At 55.9% G+C, this 21140-nt stretch carries 17 protein-coding genes; 13 read left to right on the top strand and 4 right to left on the bottom strand.

Annotation, left to right across the window (positions count from 1 at the left end):
* Positions 1 to 338 precede the first annotated feature (338 nt).
* Genes fruB through fruA form a run of 3 tightly spaced genes read left to right on the top strand, consistent with a single transcriptional unit; the run spans position 339 to position 4115 of the window.
* A complete protein-coding gene (fruB, locus tag M8013_RS16135) occupies positions 339 to 1469 on the top strand; it encodes a fused PTS fructose transporter subunit IIA/HPr protein (protein WP_271268808.1) in 1131 nt (376 codons plus the stop codon).
* Positions 1469 to 2407 (top strand): 1-phosphofructokinase, encoded by a 939-nt coding sequence (gene fruK / locus M8013_RS16130; RefSeq protein ID WP_271268807.1) that lies wholly within the window; start codon positions 1469 to 1471, stop codon positions 2405 to 2407. The genes fruB and fruK overlap by 1 nt, the downstream gene beginning before the upstream one ends.
* A 16-nt stretch (positions 2408 to 2423) precedes the next feature.
* Complete coding sequence (gene fruA / locus M8013_RS16125) at positions 2424 to 4115, top strand: PTS fructose transporter subunit IIBC (RefSeq protein WP_271268806.1); 1692 nt, start codon at positions 2424 to 2426, stop codon at positions 4113 to 4115.
* Positions 4116 to 4198: 83 nt separating this feature from the next.
* Here fruA and nfo read toward each other — a convergent pair whose 3' ends face one another.
* Positions 4199 to 5056, bottom strand: a complete 858-nt coding sequence (gene nfo, locus M8013_RS16120) for a deoxyribonuclease IV (protein ID WP_271268805.1) — start codon at positions 5054 to 5056, stop codon at positions 4199 to 4201.
* A gap of 64 nt (positions 5057 to 5120) precedes the next feature.
* The gene (locus M8013_RS16115) at positions 5121 to 6167 is read right to left on the bottom strand and encodes a YeiH family protein (protein WP_271268804.1); all 1047 of its coding nucleotides are present in this window, start codon (positions 6165 to 6167) and stop codon (positions 5121 to 5123) included.
* A 121-nt stretch (positions 6168 to 6288) separates the two neighbouring features.
* Between M8013_RS16115 and yieE the strand changes: the two genes are divergently transcribed.
* The 3 genes from yieE (at position 6289) to cirA (ending at position 11051) form a co-directional block, all read left to right on the top strand.
* On the top strand, positions 6289 to 7155 hold the full coding sequence (gene yieE, locus M8013_RS16110; protein ID WP_271268803.1) for a DNA-binding transcriptional regulator YeiE: 867 nt from the start codon (positions 6289 to 6291) through the stop codon (positions 7153 to 7155).
* Positions 7156 to 7320: 165 nt separating this feature from the next.
* The gene (locus M8013_RS16105; RefSeq protein WP_271268802.1) at positions 7321 to 8790 is read left to right on the top strand and encodes an amino acid permease; all 1470 of its coding nucleotides are present in this window, start codon (positions 7321 to 7323) and stop codon (positions 8788 to 8790) included.
* Positions 8791 to 9080: 290 nt separating this feature from the next.
* Positions 9081 to 11051: a catecholate siderophore receptor CirA gene (cirA, locus tag M8013_RS16100; protein ID WP_271268801.1), complete on the top strand. Its 1971-nt coding sequence runs from the start codon at positions 9081 to 9083 to the stop codon at positions 11049 to 11051.
* 94 nt (positions 11052 to 11145) lie between these two features.
* On the opposite strand, the gene fghA is transcribed toward cirA, so the two are convergent.
* Positions 11146 to 11982, bottom strand: a complete 837-nt coding sequence (fghA, locus tag M8013_RS16095; protein ID WP_271268800.1) for an S-formylglutathione hydrolase — start codon at positions 11980 to 11982, stop codon at positions 11146 to 11148.
* Positions 11983 to 12123: 141 nt separating this feature from the next.
* Between fghA and M8013_RS16090 the strand changes: the two genes are divergently transcribed.
* The 7 genes from M8013_RS16090 (at position 12124) to mglC (ending at position 20306) form a co-directional block, all read left to right on the top strand.
* A complete protein-coding gene (locus M8013_RS16090) occupies positions 12124 to 13257 on the top strand; it encodes a YbfB/YjiJ family MFS transporter (protein WP_271268799.1) in 1134 nt (377 codons plus the stop codon).
* Positions 13258 to 13374: 117 nt separating this feature from the next.
* Positions 13375 to 14043 carry a GTP cyclohydrolase I FolE gene (gene folE, locus M8013_RS16085; RefSeq protein WP_271268798.1) on the top strand — a complete coding sequence of 223 codons (669 nt, stop codon included), beginning with the start codon at positions 13375 to 13377 and terminating at the stop codon, positions 14041 to 14043.
* A 17-nt stretch (positions 14044 to 14060) separates the two neighbouring features.
* Positions 14061 to 15218, top strand: a complete 1158-nt coding sequence (gene yeiB / locus M8013_RS16080) for a DUF418 domain-containing protein YeiB (protein ID WP_271268797.1) — start codon at positions 14061 to 14063, stop codon at positions 15216 to 15218.
* Between the two features lie 155 nt (positions 15219 to 15373).
* Positions 15374 to 16396 carry an HTH-type transcriptional regulator GalS gene (gene galS, locus M8013_RS16075; RefSeq protein WP_271268796.1) on the top strand — a complete coding sequence of 341 codons (1023 nt, stop codon included), beginning with the start codon at positions 15374 to 15376 and terminating at the stop codon, positions 16394 to 16396.
* 292 nt (positions 16397 to 16688) lie between these two features.
* On the top strand, positions 16689 to 17687 hold the full coding sequence (mglB, locus tag M8013_RS16070) for a galactose/glucose ABC transporter substrate-binding protein MglB (protein WP_271268795.1): 999 nt from the start codon (positions 16689 to 16691) through the stop codon (positions 17685 to 17687).
* A gap of 72 nt (positions 17688 to 17759) precedes the next feature.
* Complete coding sequence (gene mglA / locus M8013_RS16065; RefSeq protein WP_271268794.1) at positions 17760 to 19280, top strand: galactose/methyl galactoside ABC transporter ATP-binding protein MglA; 1521 nt, start codon at positions 17760 to 17762, stop codon at positions 19278 to 19280.
* A 15-nt stretch (positions 19281 to 19295) separates the two neighbouring features.
* On the top strand, positions 19296 to 20306 hold the full coding sequence (gene mglC, locus M8013_RS16060) for a galactose/methyl galactoside ABC transporter permease MglC (RefSeq protein ID WP_271268793.1): 1011 nt from the start codon (positions 19296 to 19298) through the stop codon (positions 20304 to 20306).
* Positions 20307 to 20429: 123 nt separating this feature from the next.
* Here the strand turns inward: mglC and sanA are convergent, their stop codons facing one another.
* Positions 20430 to 21137, bottom strand: a complete 708-nt coding sequence (gene sanA, locus M8013_RS16055; RefSeq protein WP_271268792.1) for an outer membrane permeability protein SanA — start codon at positions 21135 to 21137, stop codon at positions 20430 to 20432.
* Positions 21138 to 21140 lie beyond the last annotated feature (3 nt).

Raw genomic sequence — 21140 nt, 5'->3', positions numbered from 1 at the left:
AGTTTACGCCGCTTGTCAGAAAATGAACAGGTGCCCGGATCAATTCCCCCACAATAAATCAAAATCCCATTTCAGATTAAAAATTACTGTTGCTGAAGTTGCTGAAACGCAGCGGTAAAAAGCAAATTCGCTACGCGAAAGTGAATGGCCTGCAACGAAAATGTGCTGCATATCTAACTTCTGCATGCTGAATTGTAACTTTACTTGCAAGGTTTTGTAGAAAGAGCAAGACTTCTTGAAACGTTTCAGCGCTATCGGGTATCAATCAGCCACACCGGAATAGCGTATTTTTTTTCATGTGAGCTGAAACGATTCAATTTCAGCAGGAGTGGAGAACCATGTTCCAGTTATCCGTGCAGGACATCCATCCGGGCGAACAGGCCGGAACGAAAGAAGAGGCCATCCGTCAGGTGGCCGCCGCGCTGGTGCAGGCAGGCAACGTCGCCGACGGTTACGTTGACGGCATGCTGGCGCGCGAGCTGCAAACCTCAACATTTCTCGGCAATGGCATCGCCATTCCGCATGGCACCACCGATACCCGCGATCAGGTGCTGAAAACCGGCGTTCAGGTCTATCAGTTTCCGCAGGGTGTCCTGTGGGGTGAAGGCCAGGTCGCCTATGTCGCGATCGGCATTGCCGCCAGCAGCGACGAACACCTGGGCCTGCTGCGTCAGCTGACGCACGTCCTGAGCGACGACGCGGTGGCTGAACAGCTTAAATCCGCCACCACCGCTGAAGAGCTGCGTGCGTTGCTGATGGGCGAAAAGCAGAGCGAGGCGCTGAAGCTGGATAACGCGACGCTGACGCTGGACGTGGCCGCCTCCGATCTGGTGACCCTGCAGGCGCTCAACGCCGGTCGCCTGAAAGAAGCGGGTGCGGTAGATACCGCCTTCGTGGCTCACGCCATTAACGACATGCCGCTGAACCTCGGTCAGGGCATCTGGCTGAACGACTGCGCGCAGGGCAACCTGCAGAGCGCCATCGCGGTCAGCCGCGCGGCCACCGCTTTTGACACCGCAGGCGAAAAAACCGCGCTGCTGGTCACTGTCGCCATGGCCGATGAACAGCCGGTTGAGGTGCTCAAGCGCCTGAGCGACCTGCTGCTGAACAATAAAGCTGAAAAACTGCTGAACGCTGATGCCGCTACCCTGCTGGCGCTGCTGACCAGCGACGATGTTTCGTTAGACGATGTGCTGAGCGCTGAGTTTGTGGTGCGTAACGAGCACGGCCTGCACGCCCGTCCGGGCACCATGCTGGTGAATACCATCAAGCAATTTAGCAGCGACGTGACCGTCACCAACCTCGACGGCAGCGGGAAACCGGCTAACGGCCGCAGCCTGATGAAAGTCGTCGCGCTGGGCGTTAAAAAAGGCCATCGCCTGCGCTTCACCGCGCAAGGTGCCGATGCTGAACAGGCGCTGCAAGCGATTGGCGATGCCATCGCGGCAGGTCTGGGGGAGGGCGCATAATGAGCAGACGTGTTGCGACTATTACGCTAAACCCGGCTTACGATCTGGTGGGCTTTTGCCCGGAAATTGAGCGCGGCGAAGTCAACCTCGTGCGGACCACCGGCCTGCATGCTGCAGGTAAAGGGATTAACGTCGCGAAAGTGCTCAAAGATCTCGGTATCGACGTCACGGTAGGCGGCTTCCTCGGTAAAGATAATCAGGATGGTTTCCAGCAGCTGTTTAGCGAGCTGGGGATCGCCAACCGTTTTCAGGTTGTGCAGGGCCGTACCCGCATCAACGTGAAAATGACCGAAAAAGACGGCGAAGTGACCGACCTGAACTTCTCCGGCTTTGAAGTCACCCCGTCCGACTGGGAGCGTTTTGTGACTGACTCCCTGAGCTGGCTGGGTCAGTTCGACATGGTATGCGTCAGCGGCAGCCTGCCGTCCGGCGTTAGTCCTGAAGCCTTTACCGACTGGATGACGCGCCTGCGCAGCCAGTGTCCTTGCATCATTTTTGACAGCAGCCGCGATGCGCTGGTGGCCGGTCTGAAAGCCGCGCCGTGGCTGGTGAAACCGAATCGTCGCGAACTTGAGATCTGGGCTGGCCGTAAGCTGCCAGAATTAAAGGATGTGATTGAAGCAGCCCATGCGTTGCGCGAGCAGGGTATCGCTCACGTGGTGATTTCGCTGGGTGCAGAAGGTGCGTTGTGGGTTAACGCGTCTGGCGAATGGATCGCCAAGCCGCCGTCGGTGGAAGTGGTTAGCACCGTTGGCGCAGGGGATTCGATGGTTGGCGGGCTGATTTATGGTCTGCTGATGCGCGAATCCAGTGAACATACTTTACGTCTTGCCACCGCCGTTGCTGCCCTGGCCGTTAGCCAGAGCAATGTCGGGATTACCGATCGTACCCAGTTAGCCGCGATGATGGCGCGCGTTGACTTGAAACCCTTTAACTAACAGCAGGAGAGGCATAATGAAAACGCTGCTGATTATTGACTCTGCCCTCGGACAGGCTCGCGCCTATATGGCGAAAACGTTGCTGAGTTCGGCAGGACATAAAGCACATCTTGATTTCATCGACAACCCGGGCGATGCCGAACTGGTTATCGTTCTGGCGGATAAGATCCCGGCTGACAGCGCGCTGAACGGCAAAAAAGTGTGGCTGGGCGATATCAATCGCGCCGTGGCACACCCGGAACTGTTCCTGAGCGAAGCCAAAGGCCATGCAGCGGTGTACAGCGCACCAGTTGCAGCAACGGCTCCGGCAGTGGCCAGTGGTCCAAAACGCGTGGTGGCGATCACCGCGTGCCCAACGGGCGTAGCGCATACCTTTATGGCGGCTGAAGCCATTGAAACCGAAGCCAAAAAACGCGGCTGGTGGGTAAAAGTCGAGACGCGCGGTTCGGTGGGGGCAGGCAATGCCATCACCCCGGAAGAAGTGGCTGCAGCCGATCTGGTGATCGTCGCGGCAGACATTGAAGTGGATCTGGCGAAGTTCGCCGGTAAGCCGATGTACCGCACCTCTACCGGCCTGGCGCTGAAGAAAACGGCCCAGGAGCTGGATAAAGCTCAGGCAGAAGCAAAGCTGTATCAGCCTGCGGGCAACACGGCATCTTCTGCCAGCGAAGGCAAAAAAGAGTCGGCGGGCGCCTATCGTCACCTGCTGACGGGCGTCTCCTACATGCTGCCGATGGTGGTTGCTGGTGGTCTGTGTATCGCGCTGTCGTTCGCCTTTGGTATCGAAGCCTTTAAAGAGCAGGGCACGCTTGCTGCGGCACTGATGCAGATTGGCGGCGGTTCAGCATTCGCGCTGATGGTGCCGGTGTTGGCTGGTTATATTGCGTTCTCCATCGCGGATCGTCCGGGCCTGACGCCGGGTCTGATTGGCGGGATGCTGGCGGTAAGCACCGGTTCGGGCTTTATCGGCGGTATCATTGCGGGCTTCCTTGCCGGTTATGTGGCGAAGTTCATCAGCTCGAAGCTGAAGCTGCCGCAGAGTATGGAAGCGCTGAAACCGATTCTGATCATTCCGCTGTTCTCCAGTCTGGTGGTCGGTCTGGGCATGATCTACCTGATCGGCAAACCGGTTGCGGGCATCCTCGAAGGCCTGACCCACTGGCTGCAAACCATGGGCACGGCTAACGCGGTTCTGCTGGGTGCAATCCTTGGCGGCATGATGTGTACCGACATGGGTGGTCCGGTGAACAAAGCGGCTTACGCCTTTGGTGTTGGCCTGCTGAGTACCCAGACCTACGCCCCGATGGCGGCCATCATGGCAGCCGGTATGGTGCCACCGCTGGCTCTCGGTATGGCGACCATCATTGCTCGTCGTAAGTTCGACAAAGCGCAGCAGGAAGGCGGTAAAGCGGCGCTGGTTCTGGGCCTGTGCTTTATCACCGAAGGGGCAATCCCGTTCGCTGCCCGTGACCCGATGCGCGTGCTGCCATGCTGTATCGCTGGTGGCGCGGTGACCGGTGCTATCTCGATGGCGATTGGCGCAAAACTGATGGCGCCGCACGGCGGACTGTTCGTGCTGTTGATCCCAGGCGCTATCACCCCGGTGCTGGGTTACCTGTTCGCGATTATCGCCGGTACGCTGGTAGCCGGACTCTCTTACGCGGTGCTGAAGCGCCCGGAAGCCGAGGCTGTCGCTAAAACCGCATAAGTACATTTCAACTGAAAAGGGCAGAGGCGACTCTGCCCTTTTTTTTACTTAAAGCGAAACCCATTCTACCGTTTCATTCATCATTATGCGGTCGCCTCAGCGTGCTGTTGCGCCTTCAGCCATGCAATCTCTTCGGCCCAGATATCCGGATTAATGGTTTCGAGAACCATCGGGATGCCGTCAAAGCGCGGGTCCTGCATGATAAAGCGGAACGCATCATGGCCGATATTGCCTTCGCCCAGGCTGTGGTGACGGTCGACGCGGCTGCCAAAGGCGCTTTTCGCATCGTTGAGGTGCATGCCGCGCAGGTAGTTAAAGCCGACTACTCGCTCGAATTCGGCGAAGGTTTTTTCACATTCCTCAACGCTACGCAGATCGTAGCCTGCGGCAAAGGCGTGGCAGGTATCAATGCAGACCCCGACGCGGGTTTTGTCTTCCACGCCATCGATGATCGCCGCCAGATGCTCAAAGCGAAAACCGAGGTTGCTGCCCTGGCCGGCGGTGTTTTCGATAACCGCCGTCACGCCTTCAGTTTGCGCCAGCACGATATTGATCGACTCAGCGATCCGCGCCAGACAGGCGTCTTCGTCGATCTGGCTCAGATGGCTACCGGGGTGGAAGTTCAGCAGCGTCAGGCCGAGCTGCTCGCAGCGCTGCATCTCATCGAGAAACGCCTCGCGGGATTTATCCAGCGCTTCCTGAACCGGGTGGCCCAGGTTAATTAGGTAGCTGTCATGGGGAAGGATCTGGCCAGGACCGAAATGGTATTTTTCGCAAGCCGCTTTGAACTCATCAATCACCTGGGTGGTTAACGGCGCGGCGCGCCACTGGCGCTGATTTTTGGTGAACAGGGCGAAAGCGGTCGCCTCGATTTCGGCGGCACGAATGGCGGCATTGGCCAGACCGCCTGCAGCGCTAACGTGCGCTCCAACGTATTTCATAGAAAACTCCCGTTAACCGGCAAACGCTTATGATAGCGGGTTAACGGGAGAAGGTTGAAAGGATTTATGCCATCAGGCTATGAACCGCCAGATTAATGGCGCCGCCGCCGACAATCAGCCAGACAAACAGTAGCAGGGCCATCAGCAGCGGTTTAGCACCGGCTTTTTTCAGCGCGCTGACGTGGGTGGTTAAGCCCAGCGCCGCCATCGCCATTGCCAGCAGGACGGTATCCAGCGTCACCAGCATATCCACGACGGCTTTTGGCAGCAGGTGGAACGAGTTGAACACCGCCACCACGATAAACAGGAGCGCAAACCACGGGATGGTGATTTTGCTTTTCTCACCGTTGCCCGCCGGTGCCAGCTGTTTTACCCGCGCGGCCAGAATCAGCAGGAACGGTGCCAGCATCATGACCCGCAGCATTTTGGCGATCACCGCTGCATTTTCCGCTTCCGGGCTGATGGCGTGACCGGCGGCAACCACCTGCGCCACTTCATGCATCGTCGAGCCAATGTAAATCCCGTAGGTTTCCGGGCTAAACCAGTGTGCCACCAGCGGGTACATCGCCGGGTAGAGGAAGATCGCCAGTGTCCCGAAGATCACCACGGTCGCCACCGCCACGGTGACTTTGCTGGATTCGGCTTTCACCACCGGTTCCGTTGCCAGCACCGCCGCCGCGCCGCAGATGCTGCTGCCCGCACCAATCAGCCAACTGGTCTGTTTATCCAGCCCGAACACCTTTTGTCCGACAAAACAGGCCAGTAAAAAGGTGCTGGTCAGGGTTAATACGTCGATGGCAATCCCGCTAACCCCGACGTCGGCAATTTGCGCAAAGGTCAGGCGAAAACCGTACAGGATAATTCCGAGGCGCAGCAGGTGCTGTTTAGCAAAAATTACGCCGCCATCGCACGGCTTATAAATGTGGGGATAGACCGTATTACCGACCACCATCCCCAGCAGGATGGCCAGCGTCAGGGCGCTGAATCCTGCCTCCGCGACCGCTGGGATGCTGCCGCCCCATAATGCGAACCCGGTGACCAGCGCGCTCAGCGCCAGGCCGGGAATGTAACGCCACACTGAATGTTGATGCTGTAGGGTGAGTGTTGTCATAACCTTCTCCTTTATCTGGCTAAAAGGTTACGGTGCTCTGGCTTAAAAATAAAATTGATTATATATTTATAATTAATCTCTATAAGTGGTAAGCAGCGCGCTTGCCGGACCGGGTGACCCTATGCACATTACGTTACGTCAGCTCGAAGTGTTCGCTGAGGTGCTGAAGAGCGGCTCGACGACCCAGGCTTCACAAATGCTGGCGCTGTCGCAGTCCGCCGTCAGTGCTGCCCTGACTGACCTCGAAGGTCAGCTTGGGGTTCAGCTGTTTGACAGGGTAGGGAAGCGGCTGGTGGTCAACGAACATGGGCGCTTGCTTTACCCACGGGCGCTGGCGCTGCTGGAGCAGACCGTCGAAATAGAACAGCTGTTTCGCGAGGATAACGGCGCGATCCGCGTTTTTGCCAGCAGCACCATCGGCAACTACATCCTGCCGGAAGTGATTGCCCGCTACCGCCGGGACTTCCCTGCGCTGCCGCTGGAGATGAGCGTCGGCAACAGCCAGGATGTGATCAATGCGGTGATCGATTTTCGGGTCGACATCGGGCTTATCGAAGGACCATGCCATAACGCCGACGTGATTGCCGAGCCCTGGCTTGACGACGAGCTGGTGGTCTTTGCCTCGCCCGCGTCGCCGTTATTGCAGCAGGACGTGACCCTCGACCAGCTGGCGCAGGCACCGTGGATTTTGCGTGAGCGCGGTTCCGGCACCCGCGAGATCGTCGACTATTTGCTGCTCTCGCATCTGCCGCAGTTTCAGATGGGGATGGAGCTGGGCAACTCCGAGGCCATCAAACACGCGGTGCGTCACGGCCTGGGCATCAGTTGCCTGTCGCGCCGGGTAATTGCCGAGCAGCTGGAATCCGGTACGCTTGTGGAAATCCCCGTGCCGCTGCCCCGGCTGGTGCGCACTCTGTGGCGCATTCATCACCGCCAGAAGCACCTCTCCAACTCGCTGCAGCGCTTCCTGCGCTACTGCGGGCAATAACCTCTCGCCCTCTTTTCAGAAGAGGGCGCAACTGTCCCGATCTCAGTCTTACTTATAATCCTCGGCCCGTCATGAAGCTCTCTTATAACAGGGCATTTGTGCCAGAAGGTACGGCGATCGTCTGCTACAATCTCGCCTCATTTTTTGAATGGACAGCATTTTCATATGGTTTCCGAAACTAAAACCACAGAAGCGCCCGCGCTACGTCGCGAACTCAAGGCGCGTCACCTGACGATGATCGCCATTGGTGGTTCTATCGGTACAGGGTTATTTGTCGCCTCGGGTGCGACCATTTCTGCAGCGGGCCCTGGCGGCGCGCTCTTTTCTTATATTCTGATCGGTTTGATGGTCTATTTCCTGATGACCAGCCTGGGTGAACTGGCGGCGTACATGCCTGTGTCCGGTTCCTTTGCCACCTACGGCCAGAAATATGTCGAAGAAGGCTTTGGCTTCGCGCTGGGCTGGAACTACTGGTACAACTGGGCGGTAACCATCGCCGTTGACCTCGTGGCCGCGCAGCTGGTGATGTCCTGGTGGTTCCCGGATACGCCGGGCTGGATCTGGAGCGCCGTGTTCATGGCGGTGATTTTCCTGCTGAACTACATCTCTGTGCGCGGTTTCGGTGAAGCAGAATACTGGTTCTCGCTGATCAAAGTGGCCACCATCGTCATCTTTATCGCCGTGGGCGTGGCGATGATCTTCGGTATCTTCCAGGGCGCCAAACCGGCGGGCTGGAGCAACTGGGAAATTGGCGATGCGCCGTTTGCCGGGGGCTTCGCGGCGATGATTGGCGTGGCGATGATCGTCGGCTTCTCTTTCCAGGGCACCGAGCTCATCGGGATTGCGGCCGCAGAATCTGAAGATCCGCAGAAGAACATTCCGCGCGCGGTGCGTCAGGTGTTCTGGCGTATCCTGCTGTTCTATGTGTTCGCGATCCTGATTATCAGCCTGATTATTCCTTACACCGATCCGAGCCTGCTGCGTAACGATGTTAAAGACATCAGCGTCAGCCCGTTCACGCTGGTCTTCCAGCACGCGGGTCTGCTCTCGGCGGCGGCAGTAATGAATGCGGTGATCCTGACGGCGGTGCTGTCTGCGGGCAACTCCGGCATGTATGCTTCAACCCGTATGCTCTATTCCCTGGCCTGCGACGGCAAAGCGCCGCGTATCTTCGCGAAACTGTCCCGTGGCGGCGTGCCGCGTAACGCACTGTATGCAACCACCGTGATTGCCTGCCTGTGTTTCCTGACCTCGATGTTCGGTAACCAGACCGTGTACCTGTGGCTACTGAATACCTCCGGGATGACGGGCTTTATCGCCTGGCTCGGTATCGCCATCAGCCACTACCGTTTCCGTCGCGGTTATGTGAAGCAAGGGTTTGATATTAACAACCTGCCGTACCGCTCCGGGTTCTTCCCGCTGGGACCGATCTTCGCCTTTGTGCTGTGTCTGATCATTACGCTGGGTCAGAACTACGAAGCCTTCCTGGCCGACACCATCGACTGGGGCGGCGTGGCAGCAACCTATATTGGTATCCCGCTGTTCCTGGTCATCTGGTTTGGCTTCAAACTGACTAAGGGATCGAAATTCGTGCGCTACAGCGAAATGGAATTCCCGGACAGCGTTAAAAAGTAATTGCCCCTCTCTTCAACCCGCTCATTCGAGCGGGTTTTTTTATCGCCATAATATGAACAATTGACATAACTTTTAACAATTGAATTGATAATAGTTATCGTTTGCTTTATCGTTAGCATCGCAATAAAAAGGATGAAGGCGTTCATGTCATCGCCCTGGTCAGGGGAGGACGTGACTGCCACACCTTCAAAAAAGCACTCAACCGACTCGCCAGAGAAGCGGGCGGTTTGCGATGCATAGTGAGCATGAATCATTTGATTTTGCTGTGTTTACCTCATGGAGATTTTGGAATGTTTAGGTTGAATCCCTTCGTACGGGGAGGGCTGTGCGCGTCTGCTCTGTCCTTCGCCCTGCCAGTTGTTGCCGCTGAACCTGGCGAGACGATGGTTGTTACTGCATCGGCCAATGAGCAAAACCTGAAAGATGCCCCTGCCAGTATCAGCGTCATTACCCAGCAGGATCTACAGCGTAAGCCGGTACAGAACCTGAAAGATGTGTTACAGGAAGTTCCAGGTGTGCAACTCACTAACGAAGGGGACAACCGCCAGGGCGTCAGCATTCGTGGCCTCGACAGCAGCTATACGCTGATCCTGATTGACGGTAAGCGCGTCAGCTCGCGCAATGCGGTCTTCCGTCATAATGACTTCGATCTTAACTGGATCCCGGTTGACGCCATCGAGCGTATCGAAGTCGTGCGTGGCCCGATGTCTTCCCTGTACGGCTCAGATGCGCTGGGCGGCGTGGTGAACATCATCACCAAAAAAATCGGCCAGAGCTGGACCGGCACCCTCACCGCAGATACCACTATCCAGGAACACCGCGATCGCGGCGATACCTACGGCGGCCAGTTCTATACCAGCGGCCCACTGGTGGACGGCGTTCTCGGCATGAAAGCCTTCGGCAGCGTGCAGCAGCGCGACAAAGACAAACCGCAGGAGTCCACCACCAGCGCCACCGGTGAAACCCCGCGTATCGAAGGCTTTACCAGCCGCGACGCCAACGTGGAATTTGCCTGGACGCCGAACGAAAATCATGACTTCACCGCCGGCTACGGCTTTGACCGTCAGGATCGCGACTCCGACTCGCTGGATCAGAACCGCCTTGAGCGCCAGAACTACTCCCTGAGCCACAATGGCCGCTGGGGATTAGGTAACAGCGAACTGAAATTCTACGGTGAAAAAGTCGAGAACAAGAACCCGAGCAACAGCAACCCGATCACCTCTGAAAACACCTCCCTTGACGGTAAATATGTTCTGCCGCTGAGTGACATCAACCAGCTGATCACCCTCGGCGGGGAATGGCGTCACGACAAGCTGAAAGATCCGATTAACCTGACGGGCGGCAGCAGCAGTAACACCTCGGCCAGCCAGTACGCGCTGTTTATCGAAGACGAATGGCGGATTTTCGAGCCGCTGGCGTTGACCACTGGCGTGCGTATGGATGACCACGAAACCTACGGCGACCACTGGAGCCCGCGTGCGTATCTGGTCTATAACGCGACCGATACCGTGACGGTGAAAGGGGGTTGGGCAACGGCCTTCAAAGCGCCATCTCTGCTGCAGCTCAGCCCGGACTGGACCACCGGTTCCTGTCGCGGCGCCTGTGAGATTGTCGGTAGCCCGGATCTGAAACCGGAAACCAGCGAAAGCTTTGAACTGGGTCTGTACTATACCGGTGAAGAGGGTTGGTTAGAGGGCGTGCAGGCCAGCGTCACCGCCTTCCAGAACGATGTTGACGATCGCATCAGCATTCTGCGTACCGCGAACGCCAATCAGGCACAGAGCTACCCGAACTATGTCGGTCTGAACGCCGATGGCGAGCCGATTTTCCGTTATTACAACGTTAACAAGGCGCGTATTCGTGGCCTGGAAACGGAGCTGAAGTTCCCGCTGGCCGAAGACTGGCGCGTGAGCCTGAACTACACCTACAACGACGGGCGTGATGTCAGCAACGGCGACAACAAGCCGCTGTCCGATCTGCCGTTCCATACCGCAAACGGTACGGTTGACTGGCAGGCTACGCAGGCGTGGTCCTTCTATGTGCAGGGTAACTATACCGGTGAGAAACGCACCATCACCAGCGGCGGCACCACGCCGGGTGGCTACGTGGTATGGAACACCGGTGGCGCATGGCAGGCGAGCAAAAGCGTCAAGCTGCGCGCGGGCGTCATGAACCTGCTGGATAAAGACCTCAGCCGTGACGACTACAGCTACAATGAAGATGGCCGCCGTTACTTTATGGCGGTGGATTACCAGTTCTGATGCTGAAAACGCCGGGCGGCGCGTTGCTTGCCCGGCCTACAAATGGCACCCGTAGGCACGGTAAGCGAAGCGCCACCGGGCACGAGGCGGGCACTTACTTGAATAAATGCTGCGCATGGAAGCGCAGATGATCGTCGATAAATGACGCCATGAAATAGTAGCTGTGATCGTAGCCGGGCTGGATGCGCAGCGTCAGCGGCCACGACGTCTGGCGTGCGGCTTCGGCCAGCACCGCGGGCTGTAACTGGCTGGCAAGGAACTGATCGCCGTCGCCCTGATCGATAAGCGTCGGGATTGCCTGTTCTGGCTGGCTGTTAAGCATCAGCGCGCAGCTGTCCCACTCCTGCCAGGTCGCCGTATCTTCACCCAGATAGTTCGAGAACGCTTTCTGTCCCCATGGCACCTGAGTCGGATTCACAATCGGCGCAAAGGCCGAGACGCTGACGTATTTGCCTGGGTTTTTCAGCGCCATGATCAGCGCGCCGTGTCCGCCCATGGAATGCCCGCTGATGGCACAGCGATCGCTCACCGCGAATTGTGCCTGAATCAGTGCAGGCAGCTCATCACGCAGGTAATCGTACATCCGGTAGTGACGTGCCCAGGGTTGCTGGGTGGCGTTGAGATAGAACCCGGCGCCTTTGCCCAGGTCGTAACCGGCGTCGTCCGCCACGTCATCGCCGCGCGGGCTGGTGTCCGGCATCACAAGGGCGATCCCCAGTTCAGCCGCCACGCGCTGGGCGCCCGCTTTGGTGGTGAAGTTTTCATCATTGCAGGTCAGGCCGGAGAGCCAGTACAGCACCGGCGGTTTTGCCGCGCCGTTGGCAGGCGGCAGAAAAATGCTGAACGTCATTGCGCAGTTCAGCACGGCGGAGTCATGCCGCCAGCGCTGCTGTCGACCTTCAAAACAGTAGTGCTCTTCGAGCAGTTCCATGCAGGGCTCCTTCAGGAAGGGAATATCGAGGGTTGAAAGCCATAATACAGATTATTCAATTACGTGTGAGCAACTTTCACTTCCGCATTTTCTTCATATCCTGCATCATGAATTTACGAAACTTTAACAACTGGAGTGGTCATGGCGCTGCGTATCGCGCTTAGCGGATTTGTGGTTCTGGTCGTGGCGATGGGAATAGGGCGTTTTGCCTTTACCCCGCAGGTGCCGCTGATGATTGCTGCCGGGCAACTCACCCTGACCAGTGCCGGGCTGGTGGCCGCCATGAACTACCTCGGCTATCTGGTGGGGGCGTGGGATGCCATGCGCGCGCATCGCTTTGTCGAAGGCCGCCTGTGGCTGGGTATCATTGGCGCTGTGGCACTGACCTTGCTTTCGGCGGTGGCCGATAACGCGGTTATTCACGGATTGCTGCGCTTTGTGATTGGCTGCATGAGCGGCTGGTCGATGGTGCTGATTGCCGCCTGGACCAACGAACGGCTGGCCCATTTTGCCAGGCCGGGCTTAAGCGCGGCGGTGTTTGCCGGGCCGGGTGCCGGGATCGCCATCAGCGGGTTGCTGGCGGTGTGGATCCAGGCGCAGGGGCTCACTGCCGGGGCCGCCTGGCAAATTTATGGTGTGCTGGCGCTGGTGCTGGTGGCGCTGATTGCTCGCTACCTGCCGCGCGCCGGGCAGCTGCACCGTCCGGGCTCCACCCCTGAGCCACTGACGCTGACCCGCGACCTGCGTCGCCTGGTCTGGAGTTACAGTCTCGCCGGGTTTGGCTACATCCTCCCGGCGACATTTCTGTCGCAGATGGCGGCGCTGCGTTTTCCCGGCAGCGTGTTTGCCCAGTTTGTCTGGCCGGTATTTGGCGTTGCCGCCGTATTAGGCATCGCCCTGAGCATCGCCCTGCGTCATGTTTCCACCACCCATCGCAGACTGGCGCTGGTATTGTGGCTGCAGGCGGTGGGGGTAATTGCTGCCTGGCTGCTGCCGGGGATGGCCGGTCTGGTGACCGGTGCATTGCTGGTGGGCGGAGGATTTTTATGCGCGGTGCAGCTATCGTTGTTGTACGGTCGCGAACTGGCCCCGAACCACACGCGCTATATGGCCGGATTGCTCACCACCGGCTATGCCGTCGGGCAACTGATTGGCCCGATGACCTCGGCGTTGTCGAGCTGGCTGATGCACAGGCTTGAGCCCGCGCTGGGCCTCGCCGGCATTGCCCTTTTTATCGCGGGCGGGCTGGTCTGGCGGCGTCACGTTGAAAGGTAACGGCAATCGTATTAATTATCGCGGTGAATACTGGATTATGCTCGCCGCCTCACGCACAATAAGTGCACATTTTGCCCCACGGAGGGCAGAAGAGCGCCACACCTGCAGGAGAACAGAATGTCATCAATGAGTAAAGAAGCAGCCCTTGTCCACGAAGCGCTGGTTGCGCACGGCCTTGAAACCCCGTTGCGTCCACCGGTTCAGGATCTGGACAACGAAACACGTAAACGTCTTATTTCCGGGCATATGACCGAAATCATGCAGCTGCTGAATCTCGATTTGAGCGATGACAGTCTGATGGAGACCCCGCGTCGCATCGCCAAAATGTACGTCGATGAGATCTTCTCCGGGCTGGATTACGCTAATTTCCCAAAAATCACCGTCATTGAAAATAAAATGAAGGTTGATGAGATGGTGACCGTGCGCGATATCACCCTGACCAGCACCTGCGAGCATCACTTTGTGACTATCGACGGCAAAGCGACGGTGGCCTATATCCCCAAAGAGGCGGTCATTGGTTTGTCGAAAATTAACCGTATCGTGCAGTTCTTTGCCCAGCGTCCGCAGGTTCAGGAGCGTTTAACTCAGCAGATCCTGATCGCGCTGCAAACGCTGCTCGGCACCAACAACGTGGCGGTATCGATTGATGCAGTGCATTACTGCGTGAAAGCGCGCGGCATTCGTGATGCGACCAGCGCCACCACCACCACCTCGCTGGGCGGCCTGTTTAAATCCAGCCAGAACACCCGCCAGGAGTTCCTGCGCGCCGTGCGTCACCACAACTGATCGTCAGGGCAGAGTACATGGAAAGAAATGTCACGCTGGATTTCGTCCGTGGCGTCGCGATTCTGGGTATTCTGCTACTCAATATTAGCGCCTTCGGTTTGCCGAAGGCCGCCTATCTAAACCCCGCCTGGTATGGCGACATCACTCTGCGCGATGCCTGGACATGGGCTGTGCTGGATCTGTTCGCCCAGGTCAAATTCCTGACCCTGTTTGCCCTGTTGTTTGGCGCAGGGCTCCAGCTGTTACTCAAACGCGGCAAACGCTGGATCCAGGCCCGGCTTTCGCTGCTGGTGCTGCTCGGTTTCATCCATGGGATCTTCTTCTGGGATGGCGATATTCTGCTGGCCTACGGGCTGGTGGGTCTGATCTGCTGGCGCATCATTCGCGATGCTCATGATGTCAAAAATCTGTTCAACACCGGCGTGGTGCTGTTTGTCATCGGCGTCGCTATTTTACTGCTGCTGGGGATGATCTCTGGCGGCTCCACCAACCGTTCGTGGGTGCCGGATGCAGCAAACCTGCAGTACGAACAGTTCTGGAAGTTGGGTGGCGGCATGGAAGCGGCCAGCAACCGCATCGATATGCTGGGCAGCAATCTGCTGGCCCTTGGGGCACAGTATGGCTGGCAGCTGGCGGGGATGATGCTGATCGGCGCGTCGTTGATGCGTACCGGCTGGCTGAGGGGCGAATTCAGCCTGCGCCACTATCGACGCACCGGCCTCTGGCTGGTGTTGATTGGGCTGGTGATTAACCTGCCAGCGGTGATTGCGCAGTGGCAGCTCAACTGGGATTACCGCTGGTGCGCCTTTTTACTGCAGGCCCCGCGCGAACTGAGCGCGCCGTTCCAGACCATCGGCTATGCTGCGTTAATTTACGGCTTCTGGCCACAGCTCAGTCGCTTCAGGCTGGTGATGGCGATTGCCTGCGTCGGACGAATGGCGCTGAGTAACTACATTTTACAAACGCTTATCTGCACGACGCTGTTTTACCATCTCGGCCTGTTTATGCATTTTGACCGTCTGCAGCTGCTGGCCTTTGTCCCGCTGGTCTGGCTGGCGAACATCCTCTTCTCTGTTCTCTGGCTACGCTACTTCCGCCAGGGCCCCCTCGAATGGTGCTGGCGGCAATTAACCGCACGTGCTTCAGGGGTATCATCAAACAATACATCCGGATAACGATCCAGATCACAATCATTAACAAAACGGATGTAACCGTTTTCATCGTTGTGAGCTTCTTCACGTAGTCGCTGCCTTCTCGCTGCCAGAATAGTCACCTTGCTAAACACAGGGGGTGTCTGTGAGCTGCTGCAAATTAAATAAGTGTGGTGAATATGATCACCATTCGTGACGTCGCCCGTCAGGCGGGCGTCTCTGTCGCCACGGTCTCCAGAGTATTGAACAATAGTGCGCTGGTCAGCCCGGAAACGCGCGAGTCCGTGATGAAAGCAGTCACGGCGCTGGGCTATCGCCCTAATGCCAACGCGCAGGCGCTGGCGACCCAGATGAGCGATACCATCGGTGTGGTGGTGATGGATGTATCGGACGCCTTCTTTGGCGCGCTGGTGAAAGCCGTCGATATGGTTGCCCAGGAGCACAATAAATATGTGCTGATTGGCAATAGCTATCACGAGGCGGAAAAAGAGCGCAATGCTATTGAGGTGCTGATCCGCCAGCGCTGTAACGCACTGATTGTCCACTCCAAAGCCTTAAGCGACGAAGAGCTGTCGGTGCTGATGGGGCAGATCCCCGGCATGGTGCTGATTAACCGCATTGTGCCCGGCTTCGCCCATCGCTGCGTCTGCCTTGATAACGTCAGCGGCGCGATGATGGCGACGCGGATGCTGGTCAATAACGGCCATCAGCGCATCGGATATCTGGCGTCCAGCCACCGGGTTGAGGATGACGACATGCGCCGTGAAGGCTGGCAGAAAGCGCTGCTGGAGCAGGGGATCACCGCCTCCGAAAGCTGGATTGGCACCGGTGCGCCGGATATGCAGGGCGGGGAAGCCGCGATGGTGGAGCTGCTCGGACGTAATCTGCAGCTAACGGCGGTCTTTGCCTACAACGACAGCATGGCCGCAGGGGCATTGACTGCGTTAAAAGACAACGGCATTGCGGTGCCACAGCATTTGTCATTGATTGGTTTCGATGATATCCCGATTGCCCGTTACACCGACCCGCAGCTAACGACCGTGCGTTACCCGATCGCCTCTATGGCGCGGCTGGCCACTGAACTGGCGTTACAGGGCGCGGCAGGGATGCTGGATATCAACGCAACACACTGTTTCATGCCGACTTTAGTGCGTCGCCACTCGGTTGCCATTCGGCAAATTGTGGCTCCGATCACTAACTGATAATGCGAGGTGATGTAACCGTTTTCAATCTGTGAGTAAATTCACAGTATCTTAACAAGGCGCTGTCTATGATGTCAGCGTTTTAGAGACTGAAACGCTATGTAACGGTGATTAATCACTTTCACTATAGCCAAGGTACGTGAAACAACCAAAAAAACGCATTCTGGAGCGTTACCGACCAAGGAAGATAGAAATTTTATAAGTGGACTTCGGCCGGCATTAACGTTTCATTAACATGCTGCCTGCCGATCGTTATTCACACAAACTACCCTGCATAAAAACCGGAGATATCATGAATAAGAAGGTGTTGGCTCTGTCTGCTGTGATGGCAAGTATGCTTTTTGGGGCGGCTGCGCACGCTGCAGATACCCGTATTGGTGTGACTATCTATAAATACGACGACAACTTCATGTCTGTTGTACGTAAAGCAATTGAGAAAGAAGGTAAAGCATCACCAGACATTCAGCTGCTGATGAATGACTCCCAGAACGACCAGTCCAAACAGAACGACCAGATCGACGTTCTGCTGGCTAAAGGCGTGAAAGCACTGGCCATCAACCTGGTTGACCCGGCTGCTGCAGGCACCGTTATCGATAAAGCGCGTGGCCAGAATGTGCCAATCGTGTTCTTCAACAAAGAGCCTTCCCGTAAAGCGCTGGATAGCTACGATAAAGCCTTCTACGTGGGTACCGACTCTAAAGAATCCGGCATTATTCAGGGCGACCTGATTGCTAAACACTGGGCGGCAAACCCGAACTGGGACCTGAACAAAGACGGTCAGATTCAGTTCGTACTGCTGAAAGGCGAGCCGGGCCACCCGGATGCTGAAGCCCGTACCACTTACGTTATCAAAGAGCTGAACGACAAGGGTCTCAAAACCCAGCAGCTGGCTTTAGATACCGCAATGTGGGACACCGCGATGGCGAAAGACAAGATGGACGCCTGGCTGTCCGGCCCAAATGCTAACAAAATCGAAGTGATTATCGCTAACAACGATGCAATGGCAATGGGCGCAATCGAAGCACTGAAAGCACACAACAAATCCTCTATTCCGGTCTTTGGTGTGGATGCCCTGCCTGAAGCGCTGTCACTGGTTAAATCTGGTGCAATGGCCGGTACCGTGCTGAACGATGCCAACAACCAGGCGAAAGCGACCTTCGATCTGGCGAAAAACCTGGCAGATGGCAAAGGCGCTGCTGACGGTACTAACTGGAAAATCGAGAACAAAATTGTTCGCGTACCGTACGTTGGCGTAGATAAAGAAAACCTGGCGCAGTTCACCAGCAAATAAGTTTTAGCACTCCCTGGGCGCAGATTCTGCGCCCTTTTATTACGCGATCTGCGAGGCCGATAAGGTATAATTATGGTCAGCACAACTACTCAGTCGTCCGGTGAATTCTTGTTGGAAATGAGCAACATCAACAAGTCCTTTCCCGGGGTTAAAGCACTGGATAATGTTAATTTAAAAGTACGGCCTCACTCCATTCATGCATTAATGGGGGAGAACGGCGCGGGTAAATCAACATTATTGAAATGCTTATTTGGGATCTATCAAAAAGATTCTGGCAGCATTGTTTTTCAGGGGAAAGAGATCGATTTCCATTCCGCCAAAGAAGCACTGGAAAATGGGGTGTCGATGGTTCACCAGGAACTTAACCTGGTGCTGCAGCGTTCTGTTATGGACAATATGTGGCTGGGTCGTTATCCGACCAAAGGCCTGTTTGTCGATCAGGACAAAATGTATCAAGACACGAAAGCTATTTTCGATGAACTGGATATTGATATCGATCCGCGGGCCCGCGTCGGTACGTTATCCGTTTCACAGATGCAGATGATCGAAATCGCCAAGGCTTTCTCCTATAACGCCAAAATCGTTATTATGGACGAGCCAACATCTTCTCTGACGGAGAAAGAGGTGAACCACCTGTTCACCATTATTCGTAAGCTGAAAGAGCGCGGTTGCGGCATCGTTTATATTTCGCACAAGATGGAAGAGATCTTCCAGCTGTGTGATGAAATCACGGTTCTGCGTGATGGCCAGTGGATTGCCACGCAGCCACTGGAAGGGCTGGACATGGACAAGATCATCGCCATGATGGTCGGCCGTTCCCTGAACCAGCGCTTCCCGACAAAAGAGAACAAACCGGGTGAAGTCATTCTGGAAGTTCGCAACCTGACCTCGTTGCGCCAGCCTTCAATTCGCGATATTTCGTTCGACCTGCACAAAGGCGAAATCCTCGGGATTGCCGGTCTGGTGGGGGCCAAACGTACTGATATCGTCGAAACCTTGTTCGGTATTCGCGAGAAATCGGGCGGGACAATTACCCTGCACGGTAAAAAGATTAATAACCATAACGCCAACGAAGCCATTAACCACGGCTTTGCGCTGGTAACCGAAGAGCGTCGCTCAACCGGTATTTATGCTTATCTGGATATTAACTTTAACTCCTTAATTTCTAATATTCACAATTATAAAAATAAAATCGGTCTGCTGGATAATTCCCGTATGAAGAGCGATACCCAGTGGGTAATCGATTCTATGCGCGTAAAAACCCCAGGGCACCGTACGCAAATTGGCTCGCTGTCCGGAGGTAACCAACAAAAGGTTATTATCGGGCGCTGGCTGTTAACCCAGCCGGAAATTTTAATGCTGGATGAACCTACTCGTGGTATTGACGTGGGGGCAAAGTTTGAGATTTATCAGCTGATTGCAGAGCTGGCCAAGAAAGATAAAGGGATCATTATTATTTCTTCCGAAATGCCGGAATTGTTAGGGATCACAGACCGTATTCTGGTAATGAGCAATGGTCTCGTTGCCGGAATTGTTGACACCAAAACGACTACGCAAAACGAAATTTTGCGTCTTGCGTCTTTGCACCTTTAAGATTAGGGGCTCCTCATGAGTGCGTTGAATCAAAAAAGTTTTCTCACTTACCTGAAAGAAGGCGGTCTTTACGTTGTTCTTTTGGTGCTGCTGGCCATTATTATTTTCCAGGACCCTACATTCTTAAGTCTGCTGAACCTCAGTAACATTCTGACGCAGTCTTCTGTACGTATTATTATCGCCCTCGGCGTGGCCGGTTTGATTGTCACCCAAGGTACTGACCTGTCAGCCGGTCGTCAGGTCGGCCTGGCCGCGGTGGTTGCGGCAACGCTGCTGCAGTCGATGGAAAACGCCAACAAGGTGTTCCCGGAAATGGCGACCATGCCGATTATCGTGGTGGTCCTGATTGTTTGCGCCATTGGTGCCATCATCGGTCTGGTAAACGGCATCATCATCGCCTATCTGAACGTGACCCCGTTCATTACCACCCTGGGTACGATGATCATCGTTTACGGTATCAACTCCCTGTACTACGACTTCGTGGGTGCATCCCCGATTTCCGGCTTTGACAGCGGCTTCTCGACCTTTGCGCAGGGCTTTATCGCGCTGGGCAGCTTCCGCCTGTCGTACATCACTTTCTACGCGTTGATTGCGGTAGCCTTTGTTTGGGTGCTGTGGAACAAAACCCGCTTCGGTAAAAATATCTTCGCTATCGGCGGTAACCCGGAAGCGGCGAAAGTATCAGGTGTTAACGTTGCGCTGAACCTGCTGGTGATCTATGCCCTGTCAGGTGTGTTCTACGCGTTCGGTGGTTTGCTGGAAGCGGGTCGTATCGGCTCAGCGACGAATAACCTCGGCTTTATGTATGAACTGGATGCGATTGCCGCGTGCGTCGTGGGTGGTGTGTCCTTCAGCGGCGGCGTGGGTACCGTTCTGGGCGTGGTGACCGGTGTTATCATCTTCACCGTTATCAACTACGGTCTGACCTATATCGGCGTCAACCCGTACTGGCAGTACATTATTAAAGGCGGAATCATCATCTTCGCCGTGGCACTGGATTCCCTGAAGTACGCGCGTAAGAAGTAATCATCCTGTAGCTGACAAAACCCGCTCATATCGAGCGGGTTTTTTTATGTTAAGAGCGCAGCACGGCGATGAACATTTTGTCTGATGCGTGAAATATCACTCATTATGATTTGATGTGGATGTCTATTTCTGCTGCTCCAGCAACTGCTCTGGCGTGACCGCGGGATACCCCTGGGCATCTTCCGGCACTTCAGTGACCGGCGGGATTGACACCAGCGGCCCTAAGAAGCGCGGTTCGCGTTTAAAGATATACAGGTCGGCCAGCGCGCCCAGACGCGCGCCAAATTCACGCACCCGGACGGTAAGCATATCTTTTGGCGATGGGACGGCATAACACTGGGCCTGAATCCCCCGGTGCAGGGCGATGAACAACGCGCGCTCGCAGTGAAAGCGTTGGGTGATGATGATGAAATCGTTGGTATCAAATACCTTACGCGTGCGCACGATAGAATCGAGGGTTCTGAATCCGGCATAGTCGAGCACGATATCTTCTGGATCGACGCCCGCGGCAATCAAATCTTTTCGCATCGTGACCGGCTCATTGTAGCTTTGCAGCGCGTTGTCGCCGCTCAGTAGCAGATAATTCACTTTGCCGCTGTTGTACGCGTTGAGTGCGCCCTGAATGCGATAGCGATAATACTGATTGATAACCCCGGTGCGGTAATACTTGGCGGTGCCGAGCACCACGCCCACCTGGCGGTAGGGTAAATCCTGAAGGTCATCAAAGATATAAGGGGCCGTTTTCCAGCTCATCCAGCGGTCAAGCGCCAACGCAGTCAACAGCACGATGCCGATCAGGACAAACAGGCTGTAAAACATGCGCTTTAACATACA

Origin of the sequence: Silvania confinis, assembly GCF_025564085.1 — a bacterium.
In the GTDB taxonomy this organism is placed as follows: domain Bacteria; phylum Pseudomonadota; class Gammaproteobacteria; order Enterobacterales; family Enterobacteriaceae; genus Enterobacter; species Enterobacter confinis.
Note: the sequence above shows the minus strand (reverse complement) of the source record. Positions and strands in the feature narration are given on the sequence as shown.